The 17,288-nt window shown below is 63.9% G+C and carries 12 protein-coding genes; 7 read left to right on the top strand and 5 right to left on the bottom strand.

The window, feature by feature from the left end; genetic code table 11:
- Positions 1 to 99 precede the first annotated feature (99 nt).
- Positions 100 to 3,579: a carboxylic acid reductase gene (gene car, locus ACIBJI_RS04975; protein ID WP_364340672.1), complete on the top strand. Its 3,480-nt coding sequence runs from the start codon at positions 100 to 102 to the stop codon at positions 3,577 to 3,579.
- On the opposite strand, the gene ACIBJI_RS04970 is transcribed toward car, so the two are convergent.
- Genes ACIBJI_RS04970 through ACIBJI_RS04960 form a run of 3 tightly spaced genes read right to left on the bottom strand, consistent with a single transcriptional unit; the run spans position 3,580 to position 6,567 of the window.
- Positions 3,580 to 4,203 carry a TetR/AcrR family transcriptional regulator gene (locus tag ACIBJI_RS04970; protein WP_364340674.1) on the bottom strand — a complete coding sequence of 208 codons (624 nt, stop codon included), beginning with the start codon at positions 4,201 to 4,203 and terminating at the stop codon, positions 3,580 to 3,582.
- Positions 4,204 to 4,216: 13 nt separating this feature from the next.
- The gene (locus ACIBJI_RS04965; protein WP_364340676.1) at positions 4,217 to 5,092 is read right to left on the bottom strand and encodes an SDR family oxidoreductase; all 876 of its coding nucleotides are present in this window, start codon (positions 5,090 to 5,092) and stop codon (positions 4,217 to 4,219) included.
- Complete coding sequence (locus ACIBJI_RS04960; RefSeq protein ID WP_364340678.1) at positions 5,089 to 6,567, bottom strand: NAD(P)/FAD-dependent oxidoreductase; 1,479 nt, start codon at positions 6,565 to 6,567, stop codon at positions 5,089 to 5,091. The genes ACIBJI_RS04965 and ACIBJI_RS04960 overlap by 4 nt, the downstream gene beginning before the upstream one ends.
- A 189-nt stretch (positions 6,568 to 6,756) precedes the next feature.
- Here ACIBJI_RS04960 and ACIBJI_RS04955 point away from each other — a divergent pair, with 189 nt between their 5' ends.
- Entirely contained in the window at positions 6,757 to 8,226 is a 1,470-nt protein-coding gene (locus ACIBJI_RS04955) for a bifunctional phosphatase PAP2/diacylglycerol kinase family protein (protein ID WP_397083101.1), read from the top strand.
- A 9-nt stretch (positions 8,227 to 8,235) separates the two neighbouring features.
- On the opposite strand, the gene ACIBJI_RS04950 is transcribed toward ACIBJI_RS04955, so the two are convergent.
- The gene (locus ACIBJI_RS04950) at positions 8,236 to 9,696 is read right to left on the bottom strand and encodes an ornithine decarboxylase (RefSeq protein ID WP_364340682.1); all 1,461 of its coding nucleotides are present in this window, start codon (positions 9,694 to 9,696) and stop codon (positions 8,236 to 8,238) included.
- 119 nt (positions 9,697 to 9,815) lie between these two features.
- Between ACIBJI_RS04950 and ACIBJI_RS04945 the strand changes: the two genes are divergently transcribed.
- A complete protein-coding gene (locus ACIBJI_RS04945; RefSeq protein ID WP_364340684.1) occupies positions 9,816 to 10,370 on the top strand; it encodes a hemerythrin domain-containing protein in 555 nt (184 codons plus the stop codon).
- 54 nt (positions 10,371 to 10,424) lie between these two features.
- Positions 10,425 to 11,327 carry a helix-turn-helix transcriptional regulator gene (locus ACIBJI_RS04940; protein WP_396955181.1) on the top strand — a complete coding sequence of 301 codons (903 nt, stop codon included), beginning with the start codon at positions 10,425 to 10,427 and terminating at the stop codon, positions 11,325 to 11,327.
- Positions 11,328 to 11,883: 556 nt separating this feature from the next.
- Here the strand turns inward: ACIBJI_RS04940 and ACIBJI_RS04935 are convergent.
- On the bottom strand, positions 11,884 to 12,369 hold the full coding sequence (locus ACIBJI_RS04935) for a hypothetical protein (protein WP_364359477.1): 486 nt from the start codon (positions 12,367 to 12,369) through the stop codon (positions 11,884 to 11,886).
- A 404-nt stretch (positions 12,370 to 12,773) separates the two neighbouring features.
- Between ACIBJI_RS04935 and lipB the strand changes: the two genes are divergently transcribed.
- From lipB to ACIBJI_RS04920, 3 genes are all read left to right on the top strand, one after another.
- A complete protein-coding gene (gene lipB, locus ACIBJI_RS04930) occupies positions 12,774 to 13,451 on the top strand; it encodes a lipoyl(octanoyl) transferase LipB (protein ID WP_364359480.1) in 678 nt (225 codons plus the stop codon).
- Positions 13,452 to 13,803: 352 nt separating this feature from the next.
- Positions 13,804 to 15,045, top strand: a complete 1,242-nt coding sequence (locus ACIBJI_RS04925) for a helix-turn-helix domain-containing protein (RefSeq protein ID WP_364359483.1) — start codon at positions 13,804 to 13,806, stop codon at positions 15,043 to 15,045.
- A 135-nt stretch (positions 15,046 to 15,180) separates the two neighbouring features.
- Positions 15,181 to 17,190: a fatty acid desaturase gene (locus ACIBJI_RS04920; RefSeq protein ID WP_364359487.1), complete on the top strand. Its 2,010-nt coding sequence runs from the start codon at positions 15,181 to 15,183 to the stop codon at positions 17,188 to 17,190.
- Positions 17,191 to 17,288: the final 98 nt, after the last annotated feature.

The raw sequence follows: 17,288 nt of genomic DNA, 5'->3' as shown, positions 1-17,288 counted from the left end.
CCCTGGAATATTTAGCCAGGCTAACGTGTTACTGGATACAGGCGTCTTCAATCTGAACAGAACAACCGACGGTCGGCATGCGACCGAAGGAGGCTGGCCATGATTATTGATACGCGGATGGAACAGGTCATGAATCGCATCGCCGACCTGTATGCCACCTATCCGGACATTCGCAACGCGCGACCGATGCCGGACACTTTCGCCGCGATCCGAGAACCCGGAATGCGGCCATCACAGATCGTGGCGACGGTCATGGCGGCCTACGCCGATCGCCCCGCGCTCGGGCACCGGGTCCTCGAACTCACCACGGACGAGTCCGGGCGGCGCACGCTGCGACCGCTGCCCGAATTCGGCACCATCACTTACGGCGAGTTGTGGGCGCGCGTCGGTGCGATCGCCGCAGCCTGGCATCACAATCCCGACAACCCCATCGAAGCAGGCGACTTCATTGCCACGCTAGGCTTCACCAGCAGCGACTACACCACGCTCGATCTGGCCTGTCTGTATCTCGGCGCGGTTGCCGTGCCGTTGCAGGCCGGTGCGGCGCCGAGGCAATTGTCGGCGATCATTGCCGAGACCGAACCACGTATCCTCGCCGCGACCGTCGAAACCCTCACTACCGCAGTGGAATGCGTGCTGGCGGGCCCGACGCCGGAACGCCTTGTGGTCTTCGATTACCACCCCGAGGACGATAATCAGCGCGGCGCATTCGAATCCGCCTGCGATCGCCTGGCGAACACTCCGATAGTGGTGGAATCGCTGGAGTCGGTACTCGAACGCGGCCGCACCCTGCCGCCCGCGCCTCTGTTCGTACCCGATGACGACGCTTTGGAGCTGCTGATCTACACCTCCGGCAGTACCGGAACCCCCAAGGGCGCAATGTACACCAGCCGTTTGGTAACCGCGATGTGGTTGGCCCAGCCGGAGGTCGCCGGGATCGGCCTGAACTATATGCCGATGAGCCATATGGCCGGACGCATGTCGCTCTACGGCGTGCTGGCTCGCGGCGGCACCGCGTATTTCACGGCCAAGAGCGATATATCGACGCTTTTCGAGGATATCGGCCTCGTCCGGCCGACCGAGATGTTCTTTGTGCCACGCGTGTGCGATATGGTTTTCCAGCGCTATCAGAGCGAAATGGAACGTCGCGCCGAACCCGGCATCGACCGCGCCGAACTCGACCGTGCGGTGAAAACCGAACTGCGCGAGGACTTCCTGGGCGGCCGATTCCTATCGCCCATCGTCGGCAGTGCGCCACTGGCCGCCGAGATGAAGACATTCATGGAATCGGTCATCGATATGGATCTGCACGATGGCTACGGTTCGACCGAGGCGGGCGGCGCCATCATGGTCGACAATGTGATCCACCGCCCACCGGTGCTCGACTACAAGCTGGTGGATGTGCCGGAGCTGGGATATTTCGGTACCGACCAGCCGCATCCGCGCGGTGAGCTGCTGCTGAAGACCACCACCATGATTCCCGGGTACTACAAGCGTCCCGAGGTCACCGCGGAGATCTTCGATGCGGACGGTTTCTACCGGACCGGTGACATCGTGGCCGAACTCGGACCCGATGAACTCGTCTACCTCGACCGTCGCAATAATGTACTGAAGCTTTCCCAGGGCGAATTCGTCGCGGTCGCACACCTGGAATCCGTATATGCCAGCAGCCCGATGCTCGAGCAGATCTTCGTCTACGGCAGCAGTGAACGCGCCTACCTGCTCGCGGTGATCGTCCCGACCGAGGAGACGCTGCGCAGCGCTGATCCCAAAGCGGCACTGAGTGATTCACTGCAGCGCATCGCAAAGGCGGCAGATCTCGAATCGTATGAGATCCCGCGCGATTTCCTCATCGAAACCGAACCCTTCACCACCGAAAACGGTCTGCTCTCCGGTATCGGTAAATTATTGCGTCCCAAACTGATCGAGCGCTACGGCGAGCGGCTGCGGCAGCTCTATGCCGAACTGGCCGAAGGTCAGGCGAACGAACTGCACGTACTTCGCCGCGAAGCCGCCGACCTGCCGGTTCTGGAAACCGTGAGCCGAGCCGCGCGAGCATTGCTCGGTTGTGCGACAACCGATCTGCACCCGGATGCGCAATTCACCGATTTGGGTGGCGATTCCCTGTCCGCGCTGTCGTTTTCGAATCTGCTCCGCGATATCTTCGCCGTCGAGGTGCCGGTGGGCGTTATCGTCAGCCCGGCCAACGGTTTGCGCGAGTTGGCGGAGTATGTCGAATCGGCGCAGAGGTCCGGCTCGATCCGTCCCACCTTTGCCGCGGTTCACCCGCACGGCGGCCTCGCGCGTGCCGATGAACTGACGCTGGACAAGTTCATCGATGCGCAAACACTGTCCGCAGCAACGAATCTCCCACATACGACCGAGACGCAGACGGTGTTGCTGACAGGTGCCAACGGCTATCTCGGCCGCTTCCTGTGCCTGGAATGGCTGGAGCGACTGGACAAGACGGACGGCGCACTCATCTGCATCATTCGCGGCAAAGACGCTGCGGCAGCGCGGAAACGGCTCGACGAGGCCTTCGACAGCGGTGATCCGGAGCTGCTGCGGCACTACCGCGAGCTGGCCGGCCGCCGCCTCGAAGTGCTGCCCGGTGATATCGGCGAGCCGAATCTCGGCCTGGATGACGCGACGTGGCGTCGGCTGGCCGACACCGTCGACCTGATCGTGCACCCGGCCGCGCTGGTCAACCATGTTCTGCCCTACGACCAGCTGTTCGGTCCCAATGTCGTCGGCACCGCCGAACTCATCCGCCTGGCCATCACCTCGCGGATCAAGCCCGTCACCTATCTGTCCACCGTGGCCGTCGCCGCCCAGGTACAGCCGTTGTCCTTCGTGGAGGACGGCGATATCCGCGAAATCAGCCCCACGCGTGCCATCGACGACAGCTACGCCAACGGCTACGGCAACAGCAAATGGGCGGGGGAGGTCCTGCTGCGCGAAGCGCACGATCTGTGCGGACTTCCGGTCGCGGTCTTCCGCTCCGATATGATCCTGGCGCACAGCCGATTCGACGGCCAGCTCAACGTTCCGGACATGTTCACCCGACTGCTGCTGAGCCTGGTGGCCACCGGCATCGCCCCGTACTCCTTCTACGAAACCGATGCCGACGGCAAGCGCCAACGCGCCCACTACGACGGCCTGCCCGTCGACTTCACCGCCGAAGCGATCGCCACCATCGGCGCCCGGGCGCGCACCGATTTCCACACCTTCGACGTCCTCAATCCACACGACGACGGCATCTCGCTCGACGAATTCGTGGAATGGCTCATCGAATCCGGCCACCCGATCCGGCGGATCGATGACTATCAGGAATGGTTGAGCCGATTCGAAACCGCGCTGCGCGGTCTTCCCGAGAAACAGCGGCAGGCCTCGCTGCTACCGCTGCTGCACGCCTATAGCCGACCCGGTCGGCCGGTCCATGGTGCCGCCATCCCGGCAAAAGGGTTCACCGCTGCCGTGCAAGCCGCGAAAGTCGGTGCCGACCACGATATTCCGCATCTGACGCCCCGGCTCATCGACAAGTACGTCAGCGATCTGCGATTGCGTGGACTGCTGTAATCAGGTAAGCCCGAGAATGGTGATGGTGAGCCGGGTGGCGTAGTCGACGACCTCGTCGCGATTGGCCTCGACGTCGCCGTCGAGCCAATCGAGGAACAGCGCGACGAGCGCGCCGGATATCGCGCTGACCGGCAGCGGAATCCGGCCCGGTGCGGAGGTCAGACGCGCGGCCTGCTCCGGTGCGAGTTGGGTGGCGACGAGCGTGACGAAGGCGGGGAGTGCGTCGGCGCCGTGGGCGCGCAGCGTGTCATCGGCGAGGGTTTCGCGGAACATGATCCGTCCGCGGCGTGGATCGTCCGCGAAATACTGTGCCGCCGCGTCGAAAGCCGCTCGGGCGCGGGCAGTTTCGTCGAAAGGCGCGTCGACCAGCCGGGTTGTGACGGCATCGACGAGCCCATGTGCGGTCTGGTCGTAGATCTCGATCAGCAGGGCTTCGCGATCAGCGAAGTTCTCGTAGAAATAGCGCAGGCTCAGGCCCGCCTCACGACACACCGCCCGCATGGTGGTCGCCCCCGCGCCCTCGCCGCCGAGCAGCGCGTAACCCGCGCGCACGAGTTGTTCGCGGCGCTCGGCGGCGCGGCTGGCCATGGTGCTGCCGCGCCAGGTAGATGCTGACGAAGTCACGGGTTGGATCATGTCATGCGTCGCTGGACTCGCGTTGTTCCAGCTTGCGGAGCAGGATCCGCAACTGTTCGTCAGTGCTGAGGTACTGGTCCATCAGCACGTTGATCGCACCACGCAGCAGGGAATAGGGCTCCCAGACGCGGGGTGCGATGGTGCGCGGGGCTCGGTGGGCAATGCCGTCGGCGACGGCCAAAGCGGCCTGAGCGGCGCTGATGCGCTGGTTGAGCGGCCAGGGCAGCATGGCATCGGCCGCGCGGCCGAATTCGTCGTCGTCGAGCGTGTGGTGGGTCATGGCGGTGTCGACGATGCCGAAATAGGCGACCCCGGCGGTGGCGCCGGAGGCGGCGAGTTCGACCCGCAGCGCGCGACCCAACTGTTCCACACCGGCCTTGCTGATCATGTACGCGGACCCGCCCATACCGGGCGCGAATGCCGCACAGGAGGAGACCACCACGACGTGGCCGCGGGTGGCGACGATATCGTCGAGGGCGGGTCGGACGGTGTTGAACACACCGGTCAGATTGACGCCGATGACGCGGTCGAAATCGGCGGGATCCATCGTGCGCAGTGTGGCGGGCGTCGGGGTTATACCGGCATTGGCGATCACGAGATCGATGCGGCCGAAACGATCACGGACCGTGGTCATGGCGGCGATCATACTGTCGCGGTCGGCGACATCGGCGCGCAGCGGGATCGCCCGTGACCCCAATCGCGATGCGACAATGCCGACCTTGGCCTCGTCCAGGTCGAGCATGACGACCCGCGCGCGGCGGCGGTGCAGGATCTTCGCCAGTTCGGCACCGATGCCGCGTCCGGCGCCGGTGATCACCACGACCTTGTCGGCAATGTCGAAGGTGTCATTGGTCGGCAACAGCCGCAGCAGGTTCATGATGCCTCGATCAGGTAGTCGTCGGAATCGAATCGCTTGGTGCGCCTGGCATATTCGAAACTCCAGTTCGGATACAACCCGGCATTGTGATGGCCGTCGGCGGTCTGGTAGTAGCTACGGCAGCCGCCGGTGACCCACACCGTATCGCGGCTGCGCTGCTCCATCTCATCGACGAAGTTCCGCTGCACCTGCGGTCGGACCTCGATGCGGCGAAGTCCGTTGTCGCGCATATTCTTTACCGCGTCCACGATATAGCGGATCTGGGCCTCGATCATGAAGATCGCCGACTGGTTCCCGGCCGCGCCGAACGGCCCGAGGGTGGTGAAGAAGTTCGGAAATCCGGTGACGCTGGTACCGAGATAGCTGCGTGGACGTTCGCGATACAGCTGTGCGAGTGTGCGCCCCGCGGTGTCGTGGATGGCCTCGAATATCCGTGGTGGCACACCGAATCCGGTGCCCCAGATGATCGTGTCGACCTGGTGTTCGGTGCCGTCCACGGTGACGATCGATCGCGGCCGGATCTCGGCGATTCCGGCGGTCTCCACCTCGACATTGGGCTTGGACAGCGCGGGGTAGTAGGCGTCGGAGAAGATCGCGCGTTTGCAGCCGATCATGTAGTCGGGCGTGAGCTTGCGGCGCAGTCGCGGATCGGGAACCTGCCGACGCAGCTGCAATCGGCCCAGTGCTTCGAACGGATGACGGAACCGTTTGTCCACGAACCCGACCAGGCCGAACCCCTCGATGCCGGTGAAGTACGCGGCGCGGATCGTCTTGCCCAGCATGGGCATCCGGCGCAAGAGCAGGCGCTCGACGGTGCTGGTCGCCCAATCCATGCGCGGCACGATCCACGGCGCCGAACGCTGGAACACCGTCAGTCGATCCACGATGGGCTGGATCTCCGGAATGAACTGCACCGCGGACGCGCCGGTGCCGATGACCGCGACCCGCTCACCGGTCAGATCGTGGTCGTGATCCCAGTGCAGGGAATGGAATTGGGTGCCGGTGAAATTCGGCATACCGGGCAGACTGGGGATCTGTGCCTCGCTGAACGGTCCGATCGCCGAGACCAGCACATCGGCGGTCAATGTCCCCTGTCCGGTGCGGATGCGCCACCTTCCAGCACCTTCGTCCCAAATCGCGTCGAGTACTTCTGTGTCGTATCGAACGTGTTGTGGCACAGCATATTCGATTGCGACGCCGCGCAAATAGTCGAGGATCTCCGGCTGGGTGCCGTAGCGGCGGGACCAATTCGGGTTCGGGGCGAAGGAATACGAATACAGCATCGAAGGCACGTCGCACGCACAGCCCGGGTAGGTGTTGGCGCTCCAGGTACCGCCGAGATCGGAGCCGCGTTCGAGGATGACGAAGTCGCGGAACCCGGCCTCACGCAGCTTCACCGCCAACCCGATACCGGCGAACCCGGCCCCGATCACAACGATCGGCACGTGGTCGGGTGGTGTCGTCGGCTGATCCATCTTGCACTCCTCCGGACGAGTACGCGCCCGAGCTCATGGGAATCGGTCGATTCCAATGGAATCAGATGATTCCTCTACTTTGCTCCGGGTGTCAAGGCTGAGCGGTGTTATCGCAGGTCAACGGGTCAGCTCTGGATCGCATCGCCCGGGTGCCGAAGCGGACCGCGCGTGGACGGATAGCCTGTGGAGATGCGTAGGCAGTCACCGAAGGCCGCGAGCCACGTGGACGCGTGGCTCGTGGCGCGCGGTGCGCGGGTACGCCCGACCGCCGCCGATCGGTTCCTGCGGACGCTGAGTATGAGCGCCGACCACAGTCGGTTGTGGCTGGTGGTGGCGGCGCTGATGTCGATGAGTGGTCGAGCACCGCGACGGGCGGCCGTGCGCGGGCTGGTCTCGATCGCGCTGGCCAGCTCGGTGGCGAACGGCATCGCGAAGCCGCTGTTTCCGCGCCGCCGACCACCGGATGAATCGGTGCCCTTCGTGCGACGGCTGGTGAAACCGCCGGTGTCCTCCTCGTTCCCCTCCGGTCACTCCGCCTCCGCGGCGGCCTTCGCAACCGGCGTTGCCCTCGAATCTCCCACTGCCGCGGTCATTATCGCGCCGATAGCAGTGGCCGTCGGCTATTCGCGCGTGCACATCGGTGTCCATTGGCCCTCCGATGTGATCGCAGGCGGGGCATTGGGCGCTGCGATCGCACTCGGCACCCGGCGCTGGTGGGCGCAGCGCGACGATGAGCCCGCCGAACTGGGCGCGCATGAACGAATCACCCCGATGCGCAACGGATTCGGGCTTCTGCTGGTGATCAATCCGGGTGCGGGTGTTGGCGCCGGCTCCGAACAACTGCGGTTACTACACGAAAGCCTGCCCGCCGCGGAGGTTTTGACGGTCACCGATGATCTCACCACCCAGCTCGACAAACGAGTCGGCCGCGACAAAATCGCCGCACTCGGCGTATTCGGTGGCGACGGGACGGTTTCGGCCGTCGCCGCCGCAGCGGTCCAGCATCGGCTGCCACTGGCGGTATTCGCCGGTGGCACCCTCAATCATTTCGCCCGCGATACCGGGGTGGAATGCCTCGAGGACACGGTGGCCGCGTTGGAATCGGGCGACGCGGTCCGAACCGATACCGCCGAAGTGCGATCCGACGGACTCGAGCCACGAACCTTCGTCAATACCGCCAGTCTCGGCGGCTATCCCGACTTCGTCCGCTTCCGTGAACACTGGGAGCCGCGGCTCGGCAAATGGCCCGCCGCGGGAATCGCCATGCTGCGGGTACTGCTGCGGGCCCAGCCGCTGCCGACGACCATCGACGGCACCCGCACAGCCATCTGGATGCTGTTCGTCGGCAACGGCCACTACCACCCCGCTCACCAGATCCCGATGTCGCGCCCCGCATTGCGCCACGGCACCCTCGATATCCGCTATCTGCGCGCGGACCTGCCATTTTCCCGAACCCGACTGATCTGGGCGACCCTCACCGGCACCCTCGACCGTTCCGCGACCTACGTCAACCGCCACGCCGACCGGCTGACCGTGCGCGTCGAGGACGGCCCGGTCGCCCTTGCCGCCGATGGCGAGGTCGACTACCGCGGCGACGACTTCACCTTCACCAGCCGTCCTGCGACGCTCACGCTGTTGCGCCGGGCAGAGCCGAATTGATGCCGCGCGTCACTCGGCGACCACGCGAACCGTCCGCATCGAACTGTCGGCGGCATCCGGCACCACCATTCCGGCGTGCACACCGGTGACCAGGTAGTCGATCACCGCCTCGTTCAGCCGCTCACCGGGCACCGCGACCGGAATACCGGGCGGATACGGCGTGAGCTGCTCGGCGACAATCCGTCCGGCGGCCGACTTCATCTCGATCGTATCGACCGATCCGAAGAACGCGTCGCGTGGAAGCATTGTGGTGTCGAGTTCGAGTTCTTGCGGAGCGGGGAGTCGAATCTGTTCCGGCGCTCGGATTTCCGATGCCGCCGCGCTCAGCGACAGCAGCGCGTCGAGCAACCGCCTGGTGGTGGACTCGTCATCGGCCATCGACAGTGTCGCCATGATGCGGCGATGATCGCTGAGTCCGACGTCGATGCGCGCGTTCTCGCGCAGCCAGTCGGCGCACTGATAGCCGGACAATCCGAGTTCGCTGACATCGATGAGGACCTGCATGCGGTCCAGGTCGTGCGAGGCTTCGGCGCCGAGCAGTTCGTCTTCCAGTACGTGCAATCCCGGAATATCCTCGATATCCGCACGCAACTGCCGGGCCAATTTCAGTGCGGCGCCGAGCAATTCGTGACCGTGCTCGACCATCTGGCGTCGCCAACCGTCCAACGCCGCATACACCATGACATTCGGGCTGGTGGTCATCAACAGATCTGCGCATGCCGAGAGGCGCTCGCGCTCGACGAGGTCGCCCTGCATATGGAAGACCGAACCCTGCTCGAATCCACTGCCCATCTTGTGCACGCTGACCACACAGACATCCGCACCGGCATCCATTGCCCACGTTGGCAATTCCTCATGGAACGGCAGATGTGCACCCCACGCCTCATCGACGATGAGCGGTTTGCCGCGCTCATGGCACACCTCGGCGATACCCCGGATATCGGCGCAGGTCCCGTACGGACTCGGGCTGACGATCAACGCCCCCGCCGCATCCGGATAGCGCTCCCAGGTTTCGCGGATCTGCTCGGGTGACGGCGGATGGGACAGGTGCTGCTCGGCATCCCAGCGCGGGGTGACCCAGCGCGGTTGCACACCCGAGAAGATCAAACCGGCGACGATCGACTTGTGGCTGTCGCGCGCCACCAACAGGCCCGGTGAGCCGCCCGCGACCGCCATCATCGCCGCCTTGACCGACAGTGAACTGCCACAGGTCGAGAAGAACGCGTAATCGGCGCCGACCGCGTCGGCCATCAACTCCTCGGCCCGCGCCAGATAGCCACCACTTGCCTTGCGGTCGTCGAGCCCGCTGTTGCCAAGGACATCCGAACCGAAGGTATCGGCGCCGAGGATGCGCCGCACGCGCTCGTCAGCGCCGCGGCCCTGTCGGTGGCCGGGCGGGGTAAAACCGTATCGTCCCAGCTCACGGTATTCAGCAAGGGCATCGAGTAAAGGAGCTACGGCATGATCCATATGGCCGACCTACCCAGCGGCGCAGGTAGCAAACGGCTCGGTGGTGAGTTTGCCCGTGGCGCGCTGGCCGGCCTTCGGAGGAAGATGTGTAATACCCCGCCGCAGAAATGAGGTGCACGATGGGAAAGCTGGATCAGAACGTGATCGATCTGCTGACTGCCCAGCACGAGCAGATCCGGCGCCTGCTCGAGAAGCTGAAATCGGGCCAGGACGATAAGCGGGAACTGTTCACCGAGCTGGTGCGCCTACTCGCGGTACACGAAACCGCCGAGGAGGAGGTCGTGCACGCGGTGGCGCGGCGCGCGGCCTTCGGCGCCGACGACATTATCGGGCCCAGATTGGCCGAGGAAAACGCGGTGAAGCGCGCACTGGCCGAACTGTACGACATGGGCATCGACCATCCCGATTTCGATGCCAAGCTCGCCGCGTTCGCCGATAAGGTCACCGAACATGCCGCACACGAGGAGATCGAGGAATTCCCCTTCCTGCTCAAGCAGTTCTCGGTGAACCAGCTCGAACGCTGGGCGGGAATGGTGCGCACCGCCGAGCGGCTCGCCCCGACCCGGCCGCATCCGCATGCCGGCGAGAGCGGCTTGGCGAACCTCGTCACGAGCCCGCCGCTGGCCGTATTCGACCGAGCACGGGACGCCCTGCGCGACATGCGCTCACACTGAAACTATTACTGGCAGCACCTGGATACCGCTAGCGGGATCCGGGATGATCACTCTATGGCTGATGTTGTCGACGTTCGTGCGATACGCAAGGCGCGCCGCGCCGAATTGGGCGCCTTCCTGAAGTCGCGCCGCGCCCGGATCACCCCCGACGACGTCGGCCTGCCACCCGGCCCCCGCCGCCGAACCCCTGGCCTGCGCCGCGAGGAAGTCGCACAACTCGCCGGAATAGGCATCACTTGGTACACCTGGCTAGAACAAGGTCGCGAGATCAATGTCAGTGTTCAGGTGTTGAATTCGGTTGCGCGGACGTTGTCGTTGGATGCGGCGGAGAAGGCGCATCTTTATCGACTTGCGGATGTGCCGACGGTGCCGACCGCGCACGCGGGCACCGCTCTGCCAGAAGAACTTCAGGTGATTCTCGATCATCTGGAACCTTTGCCAGGTGTGGTGCTCAGCCCGCGTTATGACGTGCTGGCGCACAATAAGTCGTATGAGGCGCTGTGCCCGGGTTTCGTCAAGGGCGAGCGTAATGTGGCCCGTCGGGTGTTTCTGACCCCGGAGTGTTGCAACACCTATCACCATAATTGGGATGACTTGCGGCGCATGGTCGGTTACCTGCGGGGTTCGTATGCGAAGAATCTCGGTGATCCGGGGTGGGAGGGTTTCATCTCTGAGTTGTGTGCTGAGAGTGAGGCTTTCGCGTCGTTGTGGGCTCGTAATGATGTGGCGGTTCCGGCGAGTCGGACGAAGCAGATCCGTAATTTGGCGGTGGGGGAGTTGGAGATGTTCTTGACGAGCATGTCTCTGCCCTCGCTTCCGCATGCGTGGATGCAGATCTATACCCCGGTCGATGAGGTGGCGTGGGGGAAGTTGCGTGAGTTGTTGGCGATGAGTGAGGAAGAGCGCCAACGGCCTTGGATCGAGCATCGCGAGCAATATCATGCTGCCGCGGGTTAGCGGGGGGCTCGTTGGGTGAGCTGCGGTGGACAATGGTGTCGAGGTGATGGTCCGGAGGGGCACGGAGGATCATCGTTGTGGCGGAGCGGGCACAGTCGGCACAGGCGCTCATTGGTCTGATGTGTAGCTTCCGTGCCAGCAGCGGCGAAGTATGGCGAGTTGTCGTTCCGTAAGGGGCGCAGCCAGTTGTTCTTGGATCTTGTCGAGGTAGGCCGGTTCTTCGGCGGTCCACTCGCGGCCGTCCTCGACGTTGTCGGTCAACGGTTGCTCGCTGCTGACGTGCCCGCTTGTTGCCGATAGTGGGTGGTGACTGTCCAACTGGCGTATCGCGTTTCGGCTTCGGGACAGTGGTGGGGAGAATGGGACTGGGGTTACTGTAAGCATGCGGTTGCCTGACTGCGCAACCCGCGTGCTGATTCTCCCTCACCCATGAAACCTTATTCTTGGTGGTGGCGCCACCATTCATGGTTGCCGAAGATGAACGGTCCGTCTTGGGTAGTCGTGACCGACGCCTACCTTGGGTAACTGTTGGGGAACTGGTTTGACTTCGGCTGCGTTAACGCAATTCAGGCGCGTACTCATACGACACGGGGTGGGTGACCAGCTCGAAGCCACACGGGCTGATCGAGGAATCCTCCTTCAGGTAGGCGAGGTCACCGGCGTGGGCCAGCACGGTGTCGACGGGATTGTCGAAAGTGGCGGGGGTGGTTTTGATTTCGAGTTCGAGCCCCAGGAACAGTGGGCCGTCGCCGTGGAAGCGTGGACGGGTTTGTAGTCGTAGCCGTAGACCACAGGATGGCCGGGACGGGCGCAGTCCCGGCGGTAGGTCTCGTCGTAGGGGATGAGATCGAAGCACGCAGCGCATTCGCGGTACCTCATCGAGGCAGGTGTCGCACACCCGGTTTCCGTCTTGGACGCCGTAGGTGTCGGTGCACAGCCGGGCGCAGTCGTCGCAGGATTGGTATTCGCGGACGCAGTTGCCACAGATCTCGCGGGCACCGACCGCCGTCGTGGTGGCGCGGCTGTAGTTCTGGCAGTCCACGCACCGCTCCCATACGGACACACACCGCGCGCACAGCAGAGTCTCTTCGCTGGGGAGGCGCGGGCTGCGGGTGTGCCCACCGCATTCGACGCACACCGACAGCTCATCGACACACGAGACGCACAGGCATTCGCCGTCGACGGTCGCGGTGGGATTCGTGGGCGGCAGGGGATCAGCACACTGCGAGCACGGTCCATTGCGAATGCGGCATAACCCCACGACAAAGCTCTTCGGAATCGCCTCATGACCGCTGGCACGCGTGGCCGCGGAAGTGCTGCTTGGTGCCGCACTTGCCGTAGAAGCGAGCGAGCACACCGGTCCCGAGTCTGCTGCCTCCTGACATGCTTATGAGCCGCAATCCCGTCTGTCGGTCGGGTATGCATGTAGCACAGAGAGGGCCGAGTGTGAGCGAGGGTGAGCTGGAGTGGGTTGATCTGGGCGAGGTCCCGTATCTCGAGGCCGTTGCGCAGATGGAAACCTGGGTTCGAGAGCGGCGAGAGGGGCTGATTGCGGATCGGCTGGTATTGCTCACTCATCCCGCAGTGATCACCTATGGTGTCCGGACCCCCCGTCATGAATTGCCGCTGCAGACCGAGATTCCTCTGGTCGAGGTGAACAGAGGGGGTCAAGCGACCTACCACGGACCGGGGCAGCTGATGGGTTATCTGGTGGTCGATCTCCGTCAGCGCGGCCCCGGGGATATCGTGCGCTGGCTGGAACAAGGCTTGATCAGCGCCTTGGATTCGCTTGGCCTGCGGGCTGTTCGGCGTGACACGCCGGCCATGGCTCAGAGCCTGGTCGGAGTCTGGACGTTGGAGCACAAGAAGGTTGCCTCGATCGGTATGCGGATTCGCGGCGGCGTGACGAGCCATGGGTTTGCTCTGAATATCGCGCCAGACCTGACCGCGTTTTCGGCATTCACCGCCTGCGGGCTGCCCGAGGTGACGATGACCTCCATCGCGGAGATGGCCACTGCCATGGGAATGCCCACCCCTTCAGAAGAGGCGGTGCGAGCGGCCGTAGCGGCAGCGCTCGGAGCAGTTCGACGTTGGCAAACCAGTGCAACAGAGTGTCCTATGTAGCCGCGGCTCATGCCGGTGCGGACGTGGCCGGTGAGCGGGAATGGGTGAGGTCGCCAGTAGAGGGTTTGGCTACCGAGACGAACCTGAATACCGGAGATTTCGTGACCGGGGTAGATGGCCGGCGATTGTTGGTCGATCGGATCTTGGTGGGTGGTCATGGACCCGCTCATGTGGCTGCCGAGATGGATGTGTCGCGGCAGTGCGCGTATCCGATCAGTGGCGCGGTTTCTCGATGAGGGGTTCCGGCCGGACCAGCAGACAGGTCCTCGCGTCTCAGCCACGCAACAACTCCGTTGCTGGGTCGATCGTGAACGGTCGGCTGTAGCAGTTCGGTCGAGGTTAGTGTGCAGATATGGAGGCGCTGGAGCCGGCTCACGGTGTGGAGGCTGGAAGGGGTATTGCTGCGTATTTGCTGGCGAATGTGTCCAGCCTGGCCGACGACATGCAGAGGTACATAGTCGAGCGGATACCGGAGGTCGCTGGGGATGCTGAGCTTCGCGGCCTGACCTTGGGATCGTGCTCGTCGAATCTCGAAGCGGTACTTTCGATGGTTCGCCATGGGATCGATGTAGCGGCGGCGGAGGCGCCGGTAACGGCGCTCGAACACGCGCGAGCAATGGCATCACGGGGGCACAGCGTCGATGTGATGCTGCGGTTCTATCGGTTGGGACATGAGTACTTCACCGAGAAGCTTTCCGAATCGCTCACTGAACGGATCGACGACCCCGCCATCGCGTTGCGGACGTTTGTCGATCTCGAGCGGTACGGGTTTCGATACATCGACCGCATCTCCACTCTTGTGGCTGACGAGTACGTCGCCGAGCTCGACCGACGCCAGAACCAGGCAAGGGCCGAGCGCGCCGATGTCGTGCGCGCCTTGCTCGCTGGGGAACGTGTCGACATCGCCCGGGCCGAACGTGTGCTCGGCCACCGGCTCACCGGTCGGCAGATCGCCTTCGTGTGCTGGGTCGACGACCGTGGCGTCGACCTCGAGGGATTCGCTCGGCAGGTTGGAAGGTTCCTTGGGGCGGGTCACTCGCTCGTCATGGCGGACGGTCCACTCGCGGTGTGGGGATGGGCATCGATCACGGGGGAGGTGAGGACTTCGCTCACGGGCATGGCGACGGAGTTTCCCGGCGAAAGTAAAAACGTTCACATCGCGGTGGGCTCGCCCTATCCGGGGGCTGCCGGCTTCCGTACCTCCCACCTGGAGGCTCTACGCACTCGCCGGGTCATCGAACTGTCCGGTCGCGTGGCGCCATCGATTACTCAGTTCAGCGATGTCGCGTTGGTGGATGCCATCTCGCGTGACCTGGATGCGGCGCGAGCCTTCGTCGCCGCTCAGCTCGGCGCTCTCGCACGCGACGACGCGAAAGAGCGCGGCGAGCGCGCCGCACTCCTGGCTGTGCTCGACGCGCAAGGGAGTCTGGTGATCGCGGCACGCACCTTGGGAATCCACCGGAACACGGTCCTGCAGAGGGTGCGTCGTGCCGAAGAGCGCAGGGGCCGGCCCGCAACTGTCAAGATCGCCGAACTGCACGCCGCCCTCCTCGTCTGCGACGTGCTGGGGGCCTCGGTTTTGCGGGAGTCATAGCCGTACTGACGGAAGCCCGAGTGCGTCGGGATGTGCTCGCAGCACACCGGAGAGGGCTGAGATGGCCTTGTTGACCAATACCAGCCGTTTGTACGTTGTGAGGCATCTCATCCCGAAGCGCGAAGGAGGAGTCAGATGTCGACTACGACTCGACACCCCCAACCCCCAGCAGCCGCCTCGCAGCACGCTTTGCCTGATCCGGGCGAGCAAGTTCCTACGCTGTCCTGGCCGATAGTCGGCATCTTCACATGTGCGCTTGCGCTCTTCGGCGCCTCGACCTGGGCCGCGCTCACCGACGCTTTGCCTGCGATCGCCACCATCGCCGCGAGCTCCGCGGCAATCTTCGTCCTGTTCACCGTGTTGCACGACGCCTCGCATTACTCGATCAGCTCCCATCGCTGGGTCAACGTCGCCTTCGGTCGCGTGGCAATGTTCTTCGTCTCGCCGCTGATCTCATTCAAGTCGTTCGCGTTCATCCATATCGAGCACCACCGCAATACCAATGACGGTGAGTTCGATCCCGATCACTTCGTCAGCGCGGCGCCCTGGTGGCAGCTGCCGATCCGTTTCCCGGCAATGGACCTGCCGTATATCGGTTTCTTGGTGCGTCACCTGCGCCGGCGCCCACGCGCCGAGGTCCTGGAAACGGCGGCGTTGATGACCTTTTCGGTGACGGTGATCGTGGCGGCGGCTTTCGCCGGACAGCTGTGGACGCTCGCGGTGATCTGCCTGATTCCCGGGCGGGTGGCGATGTTCGTGCTCGCGTGGTGGTTCGACTGGCTACCCCACCACGACCTGGAAGACACTCAGCGCGAGAACCGCTATCGCGCGACCCGAAACCGCGTCGGCTCGGAGTGGATCCTGACTCCCCTGCTCTTGTCGCAGAACTACCACCTGGTCCACCACTTGCATCCCTCCATTCCCTTCTACCGCTACGTCGCGGTCTGGCGACGCAATGAGGCCGCCTACCTCGAGCGCGACTCGGCAATAGGCACCGTCTTCGGGCAGCAGCTCGACGCCACGCAGTACCGCGAGTGGAAACGCCTCAACGGCAAACTAGCCGCACTGCTCCCGGTCCGAATGCCGCGTTCCTCCGCGGCACGCCATGCCAGCGCCCACCCGATCCCCGTCACAAGCGTCGAGCCCCTGACTCCGGACAGCGTCAAAGTCACTTTCGACGTTCCCGATCACCTGCGCGACCAGTTCCAATTCCAGGCGGGCCAACACCTGACCGTTCGACACCGCATCGGTGGGCGGGAGCTGCGGCGAAACTACTCGATCTGCACCTCGGCCACATCGGGAGAACTGGCGATCGGAGTACGGCACATCGCGGGCGGGATGTTCTCGACCTTCGCGGTCGAAACGCTGCGAGTCGGTGACGTCCTGGAGCTGATGACGCCCACGGGTAGCTTCGGCGCACCCCTTGATCCACTCGCTCGGCGCGACTATGTCGCGGTGGCGGCAGGGAGCGGCATCACGCCCATCCTGTCCATCATGCGCACCACGATGGAGATCGAGACCGAGAGTCGCTTCATCCTCTTCTACGGCAACAGAACCGCAGAGTCGACCATGTTCGCCTCCGAACTCGATGAGCTCGAATCTCGATATGCAGACCGGTTACGCATATTCCACATCCGCTCAGGCGAGGCGCACCACCCCGCCGCTGTTCGTGGCCGTATCGACCTGGCGATGGTTCAACAGTTGCTCGCCACCGACGTCACTTCGATCGACCGGTGGTACCTGTGCGGCCCGAACGATCTCGTCACGACAATGCGCGAGGACCTCGCATCCGAAGGAGTGCCGACCGAGCGGATACACCTCGAACTGTTCCGCGGCACGAACCGATCCACACACGTCGATGCCTTCCGCGAGTCCGAAGTGACCATCACTCTGTCCGGCGCGCATCACACCGTGGAACTCGCCGCGGGCGAGACCGTCCTCGAATCCGCGCTGAAAAACAATATCGATGCGCCGTATGCCTGTCTTGGCGGCGCGTGTGGCACGTGCAAAGCCAGAATCACAACAGGAGCGGTATCGATGGAGCAAAATTTTGCGCTTACCCCAGCCGAGGTCGACGCCGGCTTCGTACTGACCTGTCAATCTCATCCCACCACCCCAACGGTCGCAGTCGACTACGACAGCTGAGGGACCTCACTCATTCCGGTCAACGACGCACCCTGCACGACAAACACTTTCGTGCCAGCGTCGCGGGCACGGAACTACTTCTCGAACACGGCCTGATT

It is taken from the genome of Nocardia sp. NPDC050408 (assembly GCF_044458905.1).
Lineage (GTDB): Bacteria > Actinomycetota > Actinomycetes > Mycobacteriales > Mycobacteriaceae > Nocardia.
This window is presented reverse-complemented; position numbering and strand designations above follow the sequence as displayed.

What these genes read in the sequence shown, in the direction of transcription:
- car (WP_364340672.1), top strand. Translation starts at nt 100, where the DNA reads ATGATTATTGATACGCGGATGGAACAGGTCATGAATCGCATCGCCGAC.
- ACIBJI_RS04965 (WP_364340676.1), bottom strand. Translation starts at nt 5,092, where the DNA reads ATGAACCTGCTGCGGCTGTTGCCGACCAATGACACCTTCGACATTGCC.
- ACIBJI_RS04960 (WP_364340678.1), bottom strand. Translation starts at nt 6,567, where the DNA reads ATGGATCAGCCGACGACACCACCCGACCACGTGCCGATCGTTGTGATC.
- ACIBJI_RS04955 (WP_397083101.1), top strand. Translation starts at nt 6,757, where the DNA reads ATGCGTAGGCAGTCACCGAAGGCCGCGAGCCACGTGGACGCGTGGCTC.
- ACIBJI_RS04950 (WP_364340682.1), bottom strand. Translation starts at nt 9,696, where the DNA reads ATGGATCATGCCGTAGCTCCTTTACTCGATGCCCTTGCTGAATACCGT.
- ACIBJI_RS04945 (WP_364340684.1), top strand. Translation starts at nt 9,816, where the DNA reads ATGGGAAAGCTGGATCAGAACGTGATCGATCTGCTGACTGCCCAGCAC.
- ACIBJI_RS04940 (WP_396955181.1), top strand. Translation starts at nt 10,425, where the DNA reads ATGGCTGATGTTGTCGACGTTCGTGCGATACGCAAGGCGCGCCGCGCC.
- ACIBJI_RS04925 (WP_364359483.1), top strand. Translation starts at nt 13,804, where the DNA reads ATGGAGGCGCTGGAGCCGGCTCACGGTGTGGAGGCTGGAAGGGGTATT.
- ACIBJI_RS04920 (WP_364359487.1), top strand. Translation starts at nt 15,181, where the DNA reads ATGTCGACTACGACTCGACACCCCCAACCCCCAGCAGCCGCCTCGCAG.